The sequence below is a fragment of the Terriglobus sp. TAA 43 genome (assembly GCF_000800015.1).
In the GTDB taxonomy this organism is placed as follows: Bacteria; Acidobacteriota; Terriglobia; order Terriglobales; family Acidobacteriaceae; genus Terriglobus.
Map to the genome: position 1 here is coordinate 1 of NZ_JUGR01000002.1, position 18,888 is coordinate 18,888.

Annotated in this window: 9 protein-coding genes; 6 read left to right on the forward strand and 3 right to left on the reverse strand. The window is 56.5% G+C overall.

What is annotated here, in order from left to right:
• On the forward strand, positions 1 to 994 hold a 994-nt coding region (locus M504_RS14730), incomplete at its 5' end, for a PLP-dependent aminotransferase family protein (RefSeq protein WP_047495122.1).
• Positions 995 to 1,894: 900 nt separating this feature from the next.
• Here the strand turns inward: M504_RS14730 and M504_RS14740 are convergent.
• Positions 1,895 to 2,458, reverse strand: a complete 564-nt coding sequence (locus tag M504_RS14740) for an RNA polymerase sigma factor (protein ID WP_047495128.1) — start codon at positions 2,456 to 2,458, stop codon at positions 1,895 to 1,897.
• Between the two features lie 3 nt (positions 2,459 to 2,461).
• Positions 2,462 to 5,584: a CHAT domain-containing tetratricopeptide repeat protein gene (locus M504_RS14745; RefSeq protein WP_052200874.1), complete on the reverse strand. Its 3,123-nt coding sequence runs from the start codon at positions 5,582 to 5,584 to the stop codon at positions 2,462 to 2,464.
• Between the two features lie 195 nt (positions 5,585 to 5,779).
• On the opposite strand from M504_RS14745, the gene M504_RS14750 reads away from it, so the two are divergent.
• The 5 genes from M504_RS14750 (at position 5,780) to M504_RS22745 (ending at position 17,302) form a co-directional block, all read left to right on the forward strand.
• Entirely contained in the window at positions 5,780 to 9,589 is a 3,810-nt protein-coding gene (locus M504_RS14750; RefSeq protein WP_047495134.1) for an FG-GAP-like repeat-containing protein, read from the forward strand.
• Between the two features lie 117 nt (positions 9,590 to 9,706).
• The gene (locus M504_RS14755; RefSeq protein WP_047495137.1) at positions 9,707 to 10,297 is read left to right on the forward strand and encodes an ECF-type sigma factor; all 591 of its coding nucleotides are present in this window, start codon (positions 9,707 to 9,709) and stop codon (positions 10,295 to 10,297) included.
• Positions 10,298 to 10,366: 69 nt separating this feature from the next.
• On the forward strand, positions 10,367 to 13,096 hold the full coding sequence (locus M504_RS14760; protein WP_047495140.1) for a serine/threonine-protein kinase: 2,730 nt from the start codon (positions 10,367 to 10,369) through the stop codon (positions 13,094 to 13,096).
• 133 nt (positions 13,097 to 13,229) lie between these two features.
• Positions 13,230 to 16,778, forward strand: a complete 3,549-nt coding sequence (locus M504_RS14765) for a choice-of-anchor tandem repeat GloVer-containing protein (protein WP_047495143.1) — start codon at positions 13,230 to 13,232, stop codon at positions 16,776 to 16,778.
• An 8-nt stretch (positions 16,779 to 16,786) separates the two neighbouring features.
• Complete coding sequence (locus M504_RS22745) at positions 16,787 to 17,302, forward strand: DAK2 domain-containing protein (RefSeq protein WP_369792912.1); 516 nt, start codon at positions 16,787 to 16,789, stop codon at positions 17,300 to 17,302.
• Between the two features lie 79 nt (positions 17,303 to 17,381).
• On the opposite strand, the gene M504_RS14775 is transcribed toward M504_RS22745, so the two are convergent.
• The gene (locus M504_RS14775) at positions 17,382 to 18,752 is read right to left on the reverse strand and encodes a hypothetical protein (protein ID WP_047495149.1); all 1,371 of its coding nucleotides are present in this window, start codon (positions 18,750 to 18,752) and stop codon (positions 17,382 to 17,384) included.
• Positions 18,753 to 18,888 lie beyond the last annotated feature (136 nt).

The window sequence follows — 18,888 nt, forward strand, 5'->3', positions numbered from 1 at the left end:
CAGGTCATGGCTTGATACACCGGCAGATGGAAGTGGCTATCCACCACTGCGCGATGCCATCGCGCACTATTTGCGGACATCGCGTGGCGTGCGCTGCAGCTCGGATCAGATCGTGATTGTCTCTGGAATACAGCAGGCACTCGATCTGTTGGCGCGCGTGCTTCTGAAGCGTGGGGACGCGGTCTGGATGGAAGACCCTGGCTATTTTGGAGCGAGCATTGCGTTTAACAACGCCGGCGCAAGAATCGTCGCCGTGCCGGTAGATGAAGAAGGACTCTCGGTTGCTGTCGGCAAGAAACTTTCCCCGCATGCCAAGGGGGTTTATTTAACACCGGCCCATCAGTTTCCCTTAGGAGTCACGATGTCTTTGGAGAGACGGATCGCCCTGCTCCAATGGGCATCTCGTACCGGCGCTTTCGTAATCGAGGACGACTATGACAGCGAGTACAGGTTCCAGGGTCAGCCAGTCCCCGCGCTGCAAAGCCTGGATGAAAATTCAAACGTAATTCTCATCGGATCGTTCAGCAAGACATTGTTCCCATCTTTACGTGTGGGCTATGTCGTCTTGCCTCCGTCGCTTGTGAATTACTTCATGGCCTTCCGCTATCAAACAGATTTCCGCAATGCAAGCTTTGATCAGGCGGTGCTCTGCGACTTCATCGTAGACGGACATCTTGCGCGGCATCTTCGGAAGATGCGTGATCTTTACGCTGGCCGCCTTGAAGCATTGATTGAAGGAGGCAATAAATACCTCGGTGGATTGCTCGAAATCTCCAACGTAAGGGCGGGACTCTACACAGTCGGATTGCTGAAGAATGGGATGACATCGCGACAAGCCGAAAAAGCAGCTGCTGCGCGAGGAGTTGAGGCCATCGGGATCGACCGCTACACGTTGAAACGAGCCGACCCGAAGGGTGTGCTCCTGGGCTTTGCTGCGCATAATGAGACGGCCATTCGGAAAGCGCTCATGCAACTCGCCCGTGCGTGGACTTGACCAAGAGTTGGACGTTGAGACCTGTTCGGATGTGACCGTCACCAACCTCAATCTGTCAGAACAGTCATCCCATTCTGACCACGATGAGCCAGGACCCTCGCCTGAGCAAGACGCATTGTTGATTTGATACGTAGTCCGCGTGAGTTACTCGATGACAACACGGAAGGCTAGTTCGTAGTGCTCGAATGGGGAGTCGAGTGTTACCCGATTGTGTGTTTCGTGCAGGGTGCCTGGGGGAAATGTGAGTTCGAGGTAGGGGGCGTCCGTCGGCCCCTGAGGCTTGACGTTGGTGATCGGTTGCTCGTTTTGTAGTTGCACCGTGTATGTCGCGCTTCGAACTGAGGGGGGCAACAAGATTTGCAAGCGTGTCGCATTTGCGCGATGCACGGTGTAGACGACGGATGCGGCTGCATTAGCGGTGCCACGGTTGCGGATTGCTGCAAGAAGGATGGTGTCCTGCTGGTTGCTTGGAGCGGGGCTTACTGCACTAGTCGGTGAGGTGGGCGCAGGAACTGGGTGACTTGGTGTGCGAGTGATGGTGAGTAGCAGGAGGCAAACGGTTGCTGCTGCCGCTCCGAGGAGCCACCAGCGCCAAGGCTGACGTGCTGGTTTGACGCGATGGAGTCGCTGCGCGATAAGGACTCGAGTGCGAAGTTCGGGGGATGCCTTGATCCAGCCTTCTATTCCCTTGCGTTCATTAGGTGGGAGTGTACCTGCGGCATACTCGTCGATGAGGTTGAACTCTTCTGCTTCGATTGCCTGTGAGAACTCCTCGTCCTCGATGAGGCGCAGCTCGAAAGTCTCGCGCTGTGCTGGCGTTAAAGCGCCGAGAAGGTAGCGGAGTAGATGTTCTCTCGTTTTGGGGTGCGCGTCGTTCAGCGTGACTCTCTCTTTCTTAATCTAAGTGCGATTTTTCGAAGAAACATCAGACAGTTGCTTGCGGACACAGGCATCAAGCTCGCGGCGCGCTCGCATCAGGCGGTTTCGCAAAGTGTTGATCGAGATGCCGAGGCGCTTGGCGAGTTGGCGATGGTGCTCTATCTTTTGCTTGCCAATGGACTCGTAGTAGGTGCGCAGGAGATCGCTTTTTGCGGCTGGCATATCTGCGAGGCAAACATCGATCGCTTGCAGGACGATCTCCTCATCAGGATCGGCTATCTTTCTTGAGGATTGCCAGCTTCGACCTGCCTCTACTTCGCGAAGTTCTGCCCGGATGTTTTCCTGCAGTACGTGGCGGGCGATCCCCAGAGCGAATGCCGTTGGGGAGGCAATGGAGGCGGCGTCGCTCGCCGCGATTTTCGCAAGGCGATTCAGCACTTCGTCGGAGAGTTGTTCCGGGTCAGCGCATGCATTGATGCGGAAGTAGCGCGTGAGGCGTTGGTGCAGGCTGCCGTAGGCCGTACCGGACGACTCCGGGCCATCGCCAAGCAGGTTGAGGAGCGCACTGAGTGATCCTTCCTGCATTTGTCAGTTGCCCCCGGTGTGTGGGGCTGCAGGTTGTACGCCGTTGACCACGAACGCTGCCCAGTCGGGCACCGCTGCATGGTTGTGCAGCATGGAGAGCTGCGCCTGGCGGATTGCTTCAGCGGTGCTGAGTTTGTTCTTGAAGAGATTCTGGTAGAAGGCGGTCATCAGGGTAGCGGTTGCATCGTCGTCGACATCCCACAGGCTCCCAATGACCTGTTGCGCACCCGCGTAAAAGAAGGCTTGTGTAAGTGTGGCGAGTTCTTCGCCAGAAGGCGCTTTGCCTTCTGTGGTGCAGCCGCTAAGCGTGACCAGCGGCGGGGCGTGGAGCGATGGGATATCTCGAAGCCAGAGGACGCTTTGCATTGCGCCATGTGTATCGCCTGAAGAGAGTGCGATACCGGAAAGCTCGGGATGGCCGCTGACCAGAAGCGTATGCGTTGCTACATGGAGGATCGCGAGATCGGTTCGCAGAGCGGAGCGGACGTTATTAACGGTGGCCTGTCTGCCGCGGAGTTGCTCTAGATATATCGTCGGTACGAGGCGCGCGATGGCATCGGCTTCTCGGTGCGTGCCGGGAAGCGCAGTCAGGCGCATCCACTGCGGTGTGGCTTGGGGTTGCGTCGAGATCGTGTCGGCGACGAGAAGGACGTTCTTTGCGAACGTTGTATGTTGCCCGCGCGAGAGAGAGATGGCAACGGATACTGAGGGCTCAATCGAAGTGGCGAAACGTTCAACCGCGTAACAGGTATTCGCTCCACATGGGATGCGGAGCGAACTCCACGGGATGGAGAGCAGCGAACCTTCGGCAACGATATAGAGATGATGAATGGAGTGTGGAAGCCCGGGGAGGAGTAATTGCCCGACTGTGAAAAGGGCCTCTTCACGACTGCGATTCCATTGAGCGAGACGTGTGGCGTATGCCTGCGCATCTTCCCCCGGATGGAGGGCTGGCTGGTGGTCGCGCATCATCTTCAATAGAGGTGCAATATGTTGCTGCAACACTTTCTTTGCAGGCAAAGGCGCGACGGTTGTTGATGACGATGTTATGAGCCAGCGATATGTGTGGCTGGAGCCGTATGAGAAGGAGATGAGAGCTTCGCCGGGACGAAGGAGCGACTGCTGAGCATCGTGGGCTGAGGCTATCCAATCGCCTCTGAGTTTGCCGGGGTGGTTCGATGCCTCTGCGTTGAGAGCTTCTTCTTCGAGATAGAGCGAACGCAGCATTGTGGCGATGTTCTTGGTGTCAGTGCTGGTGAGGAGTGCTGACTTCTGCTTTTCGAGTTGTACATGGTTGGCGAGAATTCGTTGCCGTAGTTGGGGTTGCAGATCTGCTGCTTGCATGGAGTTCTGAGCACCAATTGCGTCGAGCATGGTGCGTGCCCGCGAGTGCTCTGCGTATCGAAAGGCTGTTTCACGGAAGCCCTTATTGGGCGATCGTCTGTCGAGTCTCATAGAGAGTTCGACAGCGAGTTCGTACCAGCTGTGACGACCAGTGAAGTAGCTTGCGGCGAGGTCTCGTGTCAAGAGAGAGGACCGAGAGTGCTCCACGATGTTAAGCGCCGCGGCTACTGCATTGAGTGCGGCTTCGTCATCATGCCGTGGCTCGTAGACCAGAGCGAGACCAGCATCGGCTGTGGCTTCTTGTTCGCGTTCCCCCAAATCCTGAGCGAGCGTGAGCGCCTGCTTGTAAAGATCTTCAGTTTGTGGGCACGATGCACATGTGTGCTGGTAGATAGCAGCTTGAGCGAGCTTGGTATCTAAACGAAGAGCGGGGAGTTTGAGCTCGTCTGCAAGGCGCGCGGCATCCGCGACATCGTTTTGCGCAGCGGTTCTTTGATCGATGTGTAAGTAGGTTGCTGACCGACGAAGGAGTAGAGATGCTTCCTCCGGCTTGAGTTCGAGCTTCTGAGCGACGGCGATGGCGGAGGTGTATTCGCGGAGTGCATCCTGCGGTTTTCCGTTGCGTTCGAGTACACTGGCGAGCATGCCGCGTGCATCGAGCGCGACCTGGCTGTCTGGCGATGCGTGGCTTAGACAGAGACGAAGCTGTGTTTCCGCCTCGCTGTTCATGCCAAGATCGAGATAGAAGCCGCCGAAGTCCTTTTCAATTTCTGCTTCGATGAGCGGAGCGTAGTGGATGCTTTCACCCCAGGCCATGGCACGGCGAAATGCGTAGAAGGCTTCTTCAAAGCGTCCCTGCTCGCGGTAGAGAGTGCCAAGTTCGCTGAGCGTGAATACAACGCCTGCGGGATCTTCTGTTTTTTCGGAATCGGCGAGTGCTTCCTGTCCTGCAGCTACTGCGTCGTCGGCGCGGCCCGCTTCGCCGTAAAGGGAAACGAGATTGCCGAGAACGATCCCTTGCCAATAGACATCGCTGTTTTTCCGGTAGAGCTCAAGCGCCTTTTCGGAGTCCTCGATCGACGCCTGGAGATTGCCGAGGAAGTATTCGTCGGCTTCAAGCGTTTTCCAGACGAGTGCCTGCACGGCTATATCGGAGGCATCAGGGAGGGTGAGCGCCTGTTGCAACAATGCGCGGGCTTCGACGTATCGGCTGCGTTGGTAGATGAGATAGCGAGCCTTTTGCGTGATGGCCCAGCGAGCGAGCGCGACGTCGTGGGCGGCAGTCGCTTCGGCCGCCGCAGCGTCGTAGAGGGTGAGCGCAGTGGGGCCGTCGGGGGCGCCGGGCATCTTTCTCCTCGTCATGTCGGCGCGGGCCAAGGCAATGCCTGCTGCCAGGAGGTGTTCGCGGTCTAGCGCTGAGTGAGCTGGGGTAACGTCTTGGAGGACAAGAGAGGCTTGTCGCGACTGCTCTGCCGAGGAGAGCTCAATGTGGGCGAGACCGTCGTTAGCGGTGGTGACCGCGTAAAGGAGCTCGCCACCATTACCGAGATCCAGGATGCGACGTGGTGTCTCTGTGGATTGGACGAAGAGCAGACCACCTTGCAGATGTAACTGCAGCAGCACGATCGTGCCGGGCTGAGCCGCGATCTGATAGGCCCGCTTTTCGCCGGATTTTAGAGTGCTTTGAACCGAGCCGCCGGACGGGATGGCCGTTTGCGCATGCGCGAACCCTGCCGTAAATGCTAAGGATGCAAGGACACAGAAGAAGCCACCGCGTTTCATGTCGACTCGTTTGGGACGGCAATGCGGTCAGAATACCAATGCATTCGAACTCTCGAAAAAAAATGTGTGATGTTTCTGCACTTCGGCTCATTAGGTTGTGAAAGCCAAAAACTAAGACCATCTGTTCGCTGTGAAGAGGCGCTTAGAGCCGATTCAGTTTCTTTTGCCATTGCAAGGTTCTCCGGAGAGTCTGTTATGTCGTTCGCAACTTCGATCCAAGGGATTGTCGGCGTCAGCCGGACATCGTTCGCGCGTGTAGCTATCGCGATGTTGACCGCCAGCCTTTCCGTATCGCCGCTTGTTCCCCAGGCTGTTGCACAGGTGAGCGAGATCAAAGCTCGGCCTAGCGTGATCACTGGGACCGACGGCACGACTTCAGGGACAGCCAGCTTTCAGGGAAACTTTACGGCAATCTCCGCGCCGTCAGGGCAGGCGGTGGGTCTTGCCCGCGAGGCGGATTGCTCGCTGAACTTCTATACCGGCAGCTACAGCCTTTCCACCACGAGCTTTAGCTATACGCGCACCAGCATTGCCACCAAATACGATCAGACACTGCACGCGCATGCGGGCCTGAGTACGACCGCTGGATCGGTTTACGCTGCTGGATGCCGCAACTATCCCGTGGGAATTGGATCGCGGCCCGGCCTGTTTCTTGGACGGACGCCGACAAATATCAATGTTTTCGCGGGCTTGTACTATTCGCCAGTTTCGATGGGTGAGGCTCTTTATGTGCTTTCCGGCGTGGAGGGTACCGTTACCGGGTACGGCATGAAGGTCTACAGCTTCTCAAGCGCCACCGCGCTTTCCACCGCAGATCTGAACGGGGACCACGTTGGAGACATCGTCGTTTCGCGTGGCACCGGAACTAGCACCGGCTCTATCTCTGTTCTGCTCGGTAGCAGCGACGGAAGCTTTCCGGCTTCTGGAGTTACGTACAACACGGGCGGTTCAGCTACGGTCGCATCTGTTGTAGACGACTTCGATGGCGATGGAGTGTTGGACGTCGTCGCGATTTCGAACGGTATTAATTTGGGCGATGCGCAAATCCTATCGTTCCTGAAGGGCAAGGGCGATGGCACGTTCGCCGCTGCAGCGAACATGAATGTGCCGCTGGTCGCGGGAACCACCTCGTCTTCAGCCCCCGTAACGAACCTTGCTTCCGCGAACCTGCGCGGGACGGGGACGAAGGACATTGTTTGCAGCAACGGACTCGTCCTGTTGAACAATACGGCAGCATCGGGCTCTACGCCGTTTACTGCTTTAAGCTCGTATGCGTTTCCTTACAACATAGCCAGCGGAAGCCCCGGACCAAACCTTGCCCTTGGTGACATTAACAAGGATGGCCGCCTGGACCTTGTTGTGGGTGGTGGCGGCGTTGTGCACACGTACCTCGGCAAGGGCGACGGTAGCTTTACGACCGGCCAGAGTTACGACTCCATCCCATCTATTGGCTTTGTCACGATTGACGATCTCGACGGCGATGGAAATGCCGACATCTATGTCGGGCTGGGAAACAACGGCGTCGATGAAGGCGACGGGGATTTCAACAATATGTCGTATGCCCTGATGGGCAATGGTGACGGTAGCTTTCAGGGAGCGTATTCCGGCAGTGCAACGTATAACGGAACCAATGTTGGCGATGTGAATGGCGACGGCATACCAGACATGGTGGCCGCGACCAGCTCTCAGGCCAACAATGGATTCTTTGCCAATTTCACCGTTCAGCTTGGCAACGGCAAGGGAGGTTTCACCGCTGGTTCTGCTGTGCCGCAGCCGAGCGCCTTTTCTCTGAATGGCTACAGCTTCGCTACAGGTAGTCTTTCGACTGCGCAAGTGCCTACCTATGCCCTTGGCGACATCGATGGTGATGGTAAAGCTGATCTTGTATTTATTGCGAATGGCCTGACTGCAACGAGCAGTGGTGGTTCTCTCGTCACATATCCATATCCGGTGTACTTCACCGCGCACTCAAACGGCGATGGCACGTTTGCTATACCTGTGCCAAATGCGTTCCCTCAGATTGCACCCGCGCTTGACTTTGATAACCAACTCGCCGTCACCAATCTCCAGCTGGTGGATGTGACCAACGACGGCAAGCTGGATCTGGTAGCGAGCTACAACGATATTGCAGGGACCGCCTTTGGACAGCCAGCGATCAATCCGTACCAGCAAGGTATTGTCGTGCTTGCTGGCACAGGCACGGGGACGTTCAGCACTACGCGCGTGTTGACTAGCCTTTACTCAAGCACCACCGCGCCGACCACTGCAGTTGTGCCTTACGTCGCAGGGCATGCCGACTTAAACGGCGATGGCAAGAACGATCTGGTTGTGTACAACAGCACATTCGCTATTGTGAACGGCACGGGTGTGATCACCACGACGTACAGCGCCTTTTTAAGTAATGGTGACGGAACCTTCGCGACACCCACGGTGCTGGCAACTGCTGCGAAGTTGAACGACCTGACCATCGGTGACTTCAACAACGATGGACATCCTGATATCGCCTACGTTGCGGAAGCAGTGAACGGTGGCCAGGCGACACTCAACATTGTTTTGGGTAATGGAAACGGTGGCGTTGGAGGCAATCATTCCTACAATCTGAGCGGTGGAGACGCCGTAATGATCGCAGGCCTTGCAGCGGCTGACTTCGATGGCGATGGCAAGGCAGATCTTGCCTTGATCGGCAGCAACATCGTAAGTGGTGTGTTTTATGGCAACGGAGACGGCACATTCACGAATGTTGTGAGCAATAATCTCGCCTATCCGCGCGATCTTATCAACCTTACAGGCGGTGGCGCTTCGACTGCTTTAGATCTGAACAAGGATGGGAAGCTCGACATTCTTACAGGCAGTACTGTGCTGCTGAACATGTATGGCTCCGCTCCAAGCCTGCTTGCAACGACGGCCACGGCACTCACAGCAAATGCATCAACCATTCCTGCAAATGGTTCGGTTGTGTTGACCGCAACGACAACGTCGACAACTGCAGGGACACTGACGGGGACGGTGAAGTTTCTGGATGGCTCAAACACGCTTGGTATGGTGACACTAGCCTCGGGCAGTGCTTTATTGACAGCGAAAAATCTAAGTGTTGGATCGCATTTGATCACGGCTGTGTACTCAGGCGATAACACATACAGTACGTCGACATCTTCGGTTGTTACGGTAGCAGTTACGGCCTCTGTACCGACTATCGCAACCACGACGACACTAAACGCCTCTGCTTCGAATGTGTTCTCTGGAACGACTGTTTCGTTCTCTGCTACGGTTGCGCCTGCTACGGGCGCTGCGATACCTACGGGAACGGTAACATTCACCGATGGATCGACAACGTTGGGCACTGCAAACCTGGATGCGACAGGTAAGGCGACGTATTCGACGGCAGCGCTTAGCGTGGGTTCACATTCTGTGGTCGCATCGTATGCGGGGGCCACCACTTCAGCGGCGATCTTTACAGCATCGGCTTCTTCGACAGTTGCCGTGACAATTACTCCCCCAGGGTTCACCATTGCGTTAGCTCAAAGCACGAGCACTGCTACGCGTGGTTCATCTGCTACAAACACTCTGACCATTACGCCTGTGGGCGGATTTAGTGCAGTGGTGAATCTAAACTGCACCGGCGCTCCCTCCGGTTCGACATGCACGATCAATCCTGCTTCTGTTACGCCGAATGGTACGACTGCTTCGACTGCAACGATAACGCTGCAAACGAGTGCCAGCGCTTCAATTCGGCCTGCATCCTCTACTGTCTTGCTCTCTTTGCTTGGTCTGCCAACAATCCTCGGGATCGGCGTTTCGTTCACCCGATTCCGTCGCTATGGCTTGCGGCTACTCTCGTTTAGCTTGCTCTCCATGCTGTTTGTGTTGCCGGGCTGCGGCAGCAGCACTCCTGCTACAAACGGCTCCACCGGCACGGCGACGACAGCGAACCTGACCATCACTGCTACCTCCCCCGGCCTTTCGTCACCCCCGGCTCCGTTGGCATGGACCGTCAACATCCAGTGACTCCATCGTGGGGTGAGCTCACTGGAAGTTGCTATGCATCGGATTTCTTTGGATGATTCGCTCCTCGTTTGAGGGTAGATTGGATCATCACTAGAAGTCGATTGCGGGTTGGGCTGAATGAAGGCGGTACCGGGCGAGATTACGCAGCTGCTCATTAAGTGGAAAGACGGCGAACCTCAGGCATTTGAAGAGTTGATGCCGCTGGTTTACCCGCACCTCCGAGAGGTCGCGGCCGCTTACGTTCGTCGTGAGCGAACACCCGGATTGATGCAGGCAACGGCGCTGGTTCACGAGCTCTATCTGCGCTTGCTGAGCGAGAACCGGGCGGTGCTGGAAGACCGTGTGCATTTCTATACTTTTTCCGCCAAGGTCATGCGCCTCATCCTGATTGATCATGCCCGGGGTAACAAGGCGCAACGGCGCGGAGGTGGTCTGCAACATGTGCCGTTGAGTGACGACATGCTCTGGGTGGATGTCGGTAGCCCTGAGATTCTCCAGCTCTCTATCGCGTTAGAAGAACTGCAACTGGTGGATGCCTACAAAGTGCAACTCGTCGAGTTGCGCTTCTTTCTTGGTTGCACCGCAGAAGAGACCGCCAGCTTGTTGCAGGTGTCGAAGGCGACGGTTGATCGCGATCTACGCTTTGTGAAGGCCTGGTTATATCGCCGACTGTACCCGGAGACCGTAGCGGCCACAACTGCGGAATGAGTCACTTTTCTATTGTTTTACGCAGACAGCAATGTAGAAGCGTTAAGAAATACTTCACACAAGAGGCCAATGAATAATTCTGCCGAGTGGTTGCTGCGCACGGAAACGATCTTCCACGAAATCATTGCAATCGATGAACCTGAACGTAGCGCAGTCCTTGAGGAGCGTTGTGGCGACGATGACGCACTGCTCATGGAAATACGCTCGTTAGTGGTCGCCTACGAGGCAGAAGAGTGCTACCAGAGAGACGCTGCTGAGGCAGAACAACCGGTCGCAGATGAGCCGCACAGAATTGGCCCATACGCCATGGACAAGCTCCTTGGCCGAGGCGGCATGGGTGCCGTGTATCTGGCTCATCGGGTAGACGGCCAGTTCCAGCAACAAGTCGCTATCAAGATAATCGACTTGCCCCTTGCAACCGATCTTTTCCGAGACAGATTTCGCACGGAGCGCCAGATCCTTGCTGGCCTGTCGCACCCGTATATTGCGCGCTTGCTCGATGGAGGCGTGAGTCCGGATGGTGAGCTGTACCTTGCGATGGAGTACATCGAAGGTGTTTCGATCACACAATACTGCGAAGCGCATGCGCTGAATGTCGATCAGAGACTCGCGTTGTTTCACAAGGTCTGCGAGGCAGTTCAGTATGCACATCAGAACCTGATCGTACATCGCGATCTGAAGCCAGACAACATCCTGGTGGATGCGGACGGTAATCCGCATCTGCTGGATTTCGGCACGGCCAAGATTCTGACGCCATTGGCGACCGCTGAGAGAGATCTGACGCAAGCTGGGTTTCAAACGTTTACCCCGCGCTACGCCAGCCCTGAGCAGGTACTGGGACAGCCAATAACGATTGCTTCCGACATCTATTCTCTTGGTGTTCTGCTGTATGTGTTGCTCACCGGTGGCCCTCCCTACGAACTGAATGAGTTCACCACGGAAGAGATGGTGCGAGTGATCTGTGGGCAGGAGCCACGAAGGCCCAGTGCGGCCGGCGCTTCTTTGGGCAAGCTTGATGCGGATGTAGACAGCATCGTGTTGAAGGCACTGCGCAAGGAATCACAAGAGCGCTATGCGACGGTCGACCAGATGGCGGCGGATGTGCAGGCGTATCTGGAGCAAAGGCCAGTCCGGGCTCGACGTGGAAACAGAAGCTACCTCGCAGGTAAGTTCGTCCGTCGCAATAAGCTTGCTATCGGAGCAGCCAGCCTGCTGTTTGTCAGCGTGATCGCGGGTGCTGCGGGAGTGGCATGGCAGTCTCGCGTAGCCAATATGCAACGACGCAAGGCAGAAGCCCGGTCTGAGGATCTGCGCCAGCTCAGCGCCAGTCTCTTGTCTGAGCTAGACGATGCGATCAAGGAATTGCCAGGATCGACGTCCGCACAAAAGCTGCTGGTGACGCGTGTGTTGGAACACCTGGATCGTATGTCGGCAGACGGTGCTGACGATCAATTGACGCAGCTTGATGTGGCGGATGGCTACACAAGGATCGGCAATCTACAGGGCAATCAATATGACCAGAACATTGGTGATGCAGTAGGTGGGCTCGCGAGTCTTGACAAGGCCGTGGTGATCACGGAGAAGCTCAAGACGTTGCATCCCAACGATCCTGCTGTGCAACATGCCTACGGGTTGGCAGAGCAGTCACGAGGAGAAGTCCTGTTCGGTATGGGACGCCTCAAGGAATCGGTTGAGTCCTTGCGCCATGCCAGTGTCACCTTCGGCGATCTCGCGCTTGCACCCAAAGCGACATCGTTGCAGATGAGCGAAGCTGCCACTGCTTACGGTGGGTTGGGCGACGTGTTGGGACAGACAGGGCGCTTGAGTCTGGGAGACTCACAAGGTGCGCGGGACGCCTATCGTGCTTCTCTTCGCTTTCAACAGAGCGCTCTTCAGGCTGATCCGCACTCTGCGCGGGCGCGCCGCAGTCTTCCCATTTCGATGATGAAGATAGGCAACACAGAATTTGACCGCGACCCGTGGGTAGCCAAGGAGCAATACCAGGCCAGCCTGCAGGCAATGGAGAACTATCCCGCGGAGTTGAAAAAAGGATTTGCCTACACGCGCACATACGGTGGAATCGCGCGCAAATATGCAGCAGCACAGGCGGAAACCGGCGATTATGCCGGCTCAATCAAAACAATAGAGACATATCGCCCCGCGATGGCTGCATACGTGAAAGCCGACCCGACAGATGATCGGGCGCTGGCGGACCTGAATGCCTTTCTGGAAAACGAAGCGGGTTCCTACGAATCGCTAATGAATCCGTTGCTTAATCCCGTCGATGCGAATCGCCCAGAGCATCGAGCACGTGCGATCGCCTTATTGGAACAAACGGATGCAAACTACTCGATTCTGATGAAGCGGAACCCGCATGACGAAACATCGAAGGGAGCTCAGGCAGATGTCCAAGTGCGCCTCGGCGTTCTGGAGCAGGCAAATGGACAACGGGCGCAAGGCGCAGCCAAAGTAGAGCAAGGCTTGGGAACATTGCGTGAGTTGGTTCAGCCTGCCAACGCTCCCGTGTTCCTTCTGGATCAGATTTCGACGGATCTGCTTCGGATCAAACCCCTTTCGCAACGAGATTCGCAGGCAGAGATTCAGTACGCACTGCGAGCCGTTGCTCTGAATGGGCAGAAGCCGATTTATCGCCTCACTCTGGCGCAGTCCTATCGCTCCGTCGGCGATGTGGACAGGGCACATGACGCAGCTCGGGCAGGTTTGTCCCTGCTCGCTCCGGCACGCCCAGGTGAAGGAATGACGCGCACCCGGCGTCTTCTGGAAGCTGAATTGAAGTAGCCAGTCTCAACGGGGAAAATAATCTCGAAAAAATTCGAAAGCGGTGAGTCATTGTTTGGCTTTCTTCCGCACCTCTCAGTAGCCGACGCATAGCAGTTTCTGCAAGAGCGGCGAGAACTCCAAGAGGTGCTCCATGCTTTCTGCCCGGGTCCGTCCCACTTTTCATGCCATCGTTCTCTCAATTGGTCTTCTCATCAGCTTCTTTGTGCTGAGCCTGCCGGCGTATGCACAACCGAAGTTGACCACGCTTTCTTCCAATGTGATCGACACCTGGGAAGGTGCCATCCAGGCCAGCGATGGGAACTTCTACACCACGTCCATCATCACCATGCGGGTCTCAACACCCTATTCCTGCGAAGACAATCCTGCCGACACCTGCAGCTACATCACCAAAATCAAGCCCGATGGCACTGCCACCATCTTCCACACCTTTCACCAGGTGGACGGTCAGGAGAACGTCGATGGCATGTCGCCGAACCCGATCATCGAAGCCAGCGATGGCAACTTCTATGGCTCTGCGCTGATGGGAGGCGCTGGAGGCATCGGCACCATCTTCAAGATCACTCCTGCAGGAACCTTCAGCGTGATCTTTACCTTTACTCACGCATACCAAAACGGTGTCGAAACCAGTCTTCCCTACGGTGGTTATCCTGGTCCGCTCGTCGAAGGCAGTGACGGTTTCCTCTATGGCACAACGCAGATTGGTGGCCCGGTCGGCACTGACTACGGAACGATCTTTAAGGTAAGCAAGACGGGCGCAATGACCGTTCTTCATGAGTTTCCGGGCTCCAGAGTAGGCGATGCCCGAAACTTCCCTGATGGCCTGCTTCCCATCTCGCTCATCCAGGGCGCGGACGGAAACTTCTACGGCACCACGTTGCAATCTCCCCAGGATTCCAAAGGAAACTTCCTCGGTCTGGGCACCATATTCTCCATCTCCTCCACAGGATCCTTCACCACGCTGCATAGCCTGGCCATTGACGGCAGCGAAGGAACACAACCCTTCGGCCCACTCACCCAAGGCCCTGATGGCAGTTTTTACGGAACGAATAAGGCCTTCGGTTATACCGGTACGCCTGATGCCCAACTCCCTGCACCGCTTGATACCTACAAAACCAACGGCAACTTTTACAAGATCTCCAACACCGGCAATTTTCAGGTCTTATACAACTTCACCGGTCAGGCTGACGGTCGAGACCCCAGCCCTTACCTCACCCTGGGCAGCGACGGAAACTTTTATGGCGCAACGCGCTACGCGGGCAGCAATACCGGCTGCGCTCCCTTCTCTGGTTGTGGTGTTCTGTTCCAGATGCAGCCTTCAGGTACGGAAACCGTACTGTACAGCTTCCTCGGCACGAAGGACTCCGGCATACCCTACGGTCCACTCGTACAAGCGAACGACGGTAGCTTCTACGGCACCAACGAACTCGGTCTTACCGGAACAGAGAACTACGTCCCCGGCTCGTTTTTCAATCTCGCTCTCAAGCCTGCGTTGAAGGGGCCAATCCAGATCACCTTCTCGCCGACTACCGTCAATGCCAACCAGCCTGTCCAGTTGAAGTGGTCGGTCTCCAACGCGTACTCCACGACGGCACAGCAGTGCCACGCCTCAGTACTCGGGATGCCTGCCGGGTCCGGCGCATGGAGTGGACCGCAGTACGGCGCGATTACTGGCGCAGGCTTCGGTGGTAGTACGACCCTCACCCCAACCCAGGAAGGCACATACACCTATGTGCTCAACTGCGGTGGAACAGAAACCGGAACGGGAACACTCGTCGTCGGCAATCTGCTGACGGTACAGACGACGTCCTTACCTAGCGCGACTGTTGGCAATGCATATTCACAGGCTCTTGCAGCCACCGGCGGAACACCGCCCTACACCTGGTCACAACTCTCCGGCGTTGTTCCTTCCGGTCTCTCGTTTGACCCCACGACTGGTGTTGTCTCCGGCACACCGGATCAGTTTGTCGACGCAAGCCTCTCGTTTCAGGTCAAAGACACAGCTTCCCAGCCCAACACGGCAAATGGCATCGTCACACTTTCGGTAAAGTCTGGCCTGATCATTAACACCATCTCGCTGCCCAAGGCGACCGTGGGCGTCAAGTACACACAGGCCCTTTCAGCGTCCGGAGGTAAGGCTCCCTACAGTTGGTCGCTGCTTTCCGGCAAGCTACCCGACGGTATCGTCTTCTCTCCATCCAGCGGCGTCTTTTCTGGCACACCCACCACGCCCGCAGCCGCTGGCTTCTCCGTTCAGGTCAAGGATTCCGAGGGCACACCCGCAATCGTCTCCGGCTCCGTCAGCCTCGACGTCGTTCCGCCCACCCTCGCCATCACCACGACGACCGTCCCCACCGGGCAGGTTGGCAAGAATTATTCCGTTGTTCTAGGGACGACCGGCGGCACCGCCCCTTTCACCTGGAGCCTGACGAACGGCACGCTGCCTAAGGGCATCGCCTTGAACGCCGCAAGCGGCATTCTAAGCGGCACGCCGCAACAGTTTGGCAACGTCACCATATCGGTTAAAGTCACTGACTCCAGCACACCGCAGATGACTGATTCTGCAACTTACCCGCTCACTGTCATCTCAGGACTCGACATCACCGACACGACCGTTGCGGACGGCAAGGTAGGAACGCAGTACTCTGCGGGTTTGACGCCCACTGGCGGCACCCAGCCTTACAAGTGGTCGATCATCAACGGTGCACTCCCTGCTGGCCTTACCTTCAATGCCGACAGCGGCGTTATTTCCGGCACACCCACCACGCAACAGGTCTCCACCTTCACCATCCAAATCCTCGATAACGAAGGCACACCCGCTGCCGCAACCAAGACCTTCAACATCAATATCGCGGCGGCTGCACTGGCTGTAAGCACAACCACGCTCAGTTCTTCTGCGGTCTCTACAGCGGTTGGGCAAAGCGTTACTTTCACCGCTACGGTAAGCGCAACAACCGGCGTGCCCAATGGAGTGGTGACCTTCTACAACGGCAGCACACCTCTCGGCACAGGCACTCTGAACAACTCTGGCGTTGCCACCTTCACCACTACATTTACCAGCGCAGGCGTCTTTCCTATCACCGCGGTCTATGCAGGAAATGGCACCTCGACGGGTAGCACTTCGGCGGTGTTATCGGAGACTGTCGTCGCCGTTGGCATCTCTGCTGCGTTCAGTCCAAGCAACCTGACAATCACGAGCGGAACTTCGGGGACGCTCACCCTCACCCTGACGCCCACAGGTGGTTACACCGGAACGGTGACCTTCTCCTGCGGCACGCTACCCGCACACGTCACCTGTTCCTTCGCTCCACCATCGGTGACCATAACGTCCAGCACGGCAACTGCAACCGACACACTCACCATCAACACGGCATCAACCGCAACCACGGCAATGCTGGATACCACCGCAGACCATCCAGGATCACGAGGAAGCAGTCTCCTCGCACTGGCGCTGCTCTTGCCGTATTCCATGTTTGCGCTCTTCGGAGTGCGGAGAGGGCGCTTGCTTCCGCGCCTGTTGATGTTGGGCTTTGTTTGTTGCGGGTTCGTTGCAATGGCTGGGCTTTCCGGTTGTGGTTCAACCAGCCCCAATGCAAGTGCGGGGACATACACGGTTCCAGTGACGCTTACCTTATCTGGTGCTTCCACTCAGACAATCAACGCCATGGTCGTAGTCAAGTAAACGGCTTAGTGCGAGTTGGCAGAACGGCGTCCGTCTGCCAACTCGTACTGCCATCTAGGCGACGGAGTCGAGCTTTGCCACTCCGAGCGTTGCGTTCCGCGAAATCGACAACGCACTACGCGCGGCAATTGCCGGGAGCTCTGGCCTTCTACACAACCGCGCTTCTGCGAGCGTCTCGGGAACTCGACACATCAGAAATTGAGGCGGAGATCTGGGCACGAGCGCTTTCTGCCGCGATCGAGTCCATATCGGAAATCGGCGGGGCAAAGGTTGGAGGCCACACAGTGCTCGATGCACTCGCGCCAGCAGTCGAAGCGATGACCAATGCGGTTGCTAACGGCGCATCATTGCACGAAGCGTGGGGCAAAGCAGTTCATGCAGCACAAAAAGGCGCCGATGCAACCGCGCCCATGCGCCCTCGCCTTGGTCGAGCAACCTATCTCAGAGCTCACGCTCTTGGTTCTCATGATGCCGGCGCAGTTGCCGTTCTCGTTTGGAAGCGTGCCCCTAAGGAACTTGATTGAATCTCAACCGTTGTTGTGAATGCTGTCAGGGTCGTGGTTCGCCGCGACGACCCGCGATCGCAGAGATGATGACGCGCACTCAACTCACGCGGCTTGCGATGATGGAGGAAGCGAACGCATTTCCTGCCACGCTATGCACACGCACCAGCAACTCAAATTGGGGAAATGTCCCATCTGGTCGCTCGATCTTAGCGAGATAAGTAGCAAACTGCGGATCAGTCAGAACGTATTTACCTGCAGCCTCGGTTCCAGACTGCCACAGACCACTCAGCAGCAGAATCTTTTTGACCCCGTCGCTTTCAGGACGGTAATAGACCAGTGCGTACACGGAAGAATCGGTAGTCCCGCTATTTGTGTCGGACGGCGCGTACGTTAGTTGTTCGCCCTTTAGCGGATGACGATTACGAAATGCAAAACGTCCGTCGCCGCTTGGCTCTAATGTGAAGTTCATCGAAGAATCGACAAGCGAGACCCAGGGATTTGCAACACGCGATCCGATGAGGATGAGGTTCGACTTGGCCGCGTCCACAGGCCGCAGGTCCCTAGCGAAAACCACTTCTGTTCGCTGATCCTCCCACTGCGGCAGATGTGTGAATCGAACGGCAAGGTTCAGGTCAGCGACCGACGTGTAACGGCGCGCAGGAAGATCGTTCTCCCACACGTTCGCCGCGGCCACCTCATTCTTCTCCTCAGGTCGGCGATAGCGACCTGCAATGTAATCAGACAACGTGATCTCACGGCGAGCGAAGGTCTGGTACAGGACTAGGCCACTATCCCCCACCACCACATAGCTACGCTCACTCCCTTGGAGCAAACCATTCCAGAAGCGCCGCTCGGCCGTCGTCTGTACCGATGTTTTCTGCGAACCGAATAGAGCACTTGTGTGGCCGGAACGGACAAGCACAACGGCGATCATCAGAGCAGCGAGTAGACCGGCGAGAAGCCCACCCATCACCCAAACGAATGGACTTCTACTTTCAGGAACAGCATTCGTGGAAACGTGCAACGGCAGTATCGGCAGCGGCGCAGACTCCTCAGATGGCTGAGAGAGAATGCTAGCGGGCACCGTGGGTAGAACATGTTCGACAAAACGCGGGACGTAGCCGCCACGAGGGATCTCCAGCCGCAGAACTTCGTCTGCTCCTTCGGTGCTGAAGTAGAGCTCCAGTTTCTGCCGGAGCCGTGTGGCGTGGGTGCGCACAATGGTGTCGGCTCCTGAGTCGAAACTAGGAGACCGACGAAAGACGTCAATACCAATACGCTGCTCATTCACCTCGCCGTCAAGCCCTGAGAGGTGCATCCTGCAGACGTAAAGCAACAGCTTCGACAACCGGTCCGCCCTGGCAAACGTATTTGAACGCGCGATGCGCCGGACTAGCAGCCACCTGGGATCATCGACCGTAAATTCCGCCTTAGCAGTTTCGATCGTCGGATTTTGAACAGCGTCCATCGTTCCCAGTGGAACGGAACTCGATGAATGGCGCATAAAACCTACCTGTAACCGTTACAAGAGCCCAGTTTTAATAGATGGCAAGTACCTCATTACAGGGCACATGTTCCTGCATCGGGCGATTCACGGTGAAAGG

Coding starts and splice junctions, on each gene's coding strand:
- M504_RS14740 (WP_047495128.1), bottom strand. CDS start 2,458: ATGCAGGAAGGATCACTCAGTGCGCTCCTCAACCTGCTTGGCGATGGC.
- M504_RS14745 (WP_052200874.1), bottom strand. CDS start 5,584: ATGAAACGCGGTGGCTTCTTCTGTGTCCTTGCATCCTTAGCATTTACG.
- M504_RS14750 (WP_047495134.1), top strand. CDS start 5,780: ATGTCGTTCGCAACTTCGATCCAAGGGATTGTCGGCGTCAGCCGGACA.
- M504_RS14755 (WP_047495137.1), top strand. CDS start 9,707: ATGAAGGCGGTACCGGGCGAGATTACGCAGCTGCTCATTAAGTGGAAA.
- M504_RS14760 (WP_047495140.1), top strand. CDS start 10,367: ATGAATAATTCTGCCGAGTGGTTGCTGCGCACGGAAACGATCTTCCAC.
- M504_RS14765 (WP_047495143.1), top strand. CDS start 13,230: ATGCTTTCTGCCCGGGTCCGTCCCACTTTTCATGCCATCGTTCTCTCA.
- M504_RS14775 (WP_047495149.1), bottom strand. CDS start 18,752: ATGGACGCTGTTCAAAATCCGACGATCGAAACTGCTAAGGCGGAATTT.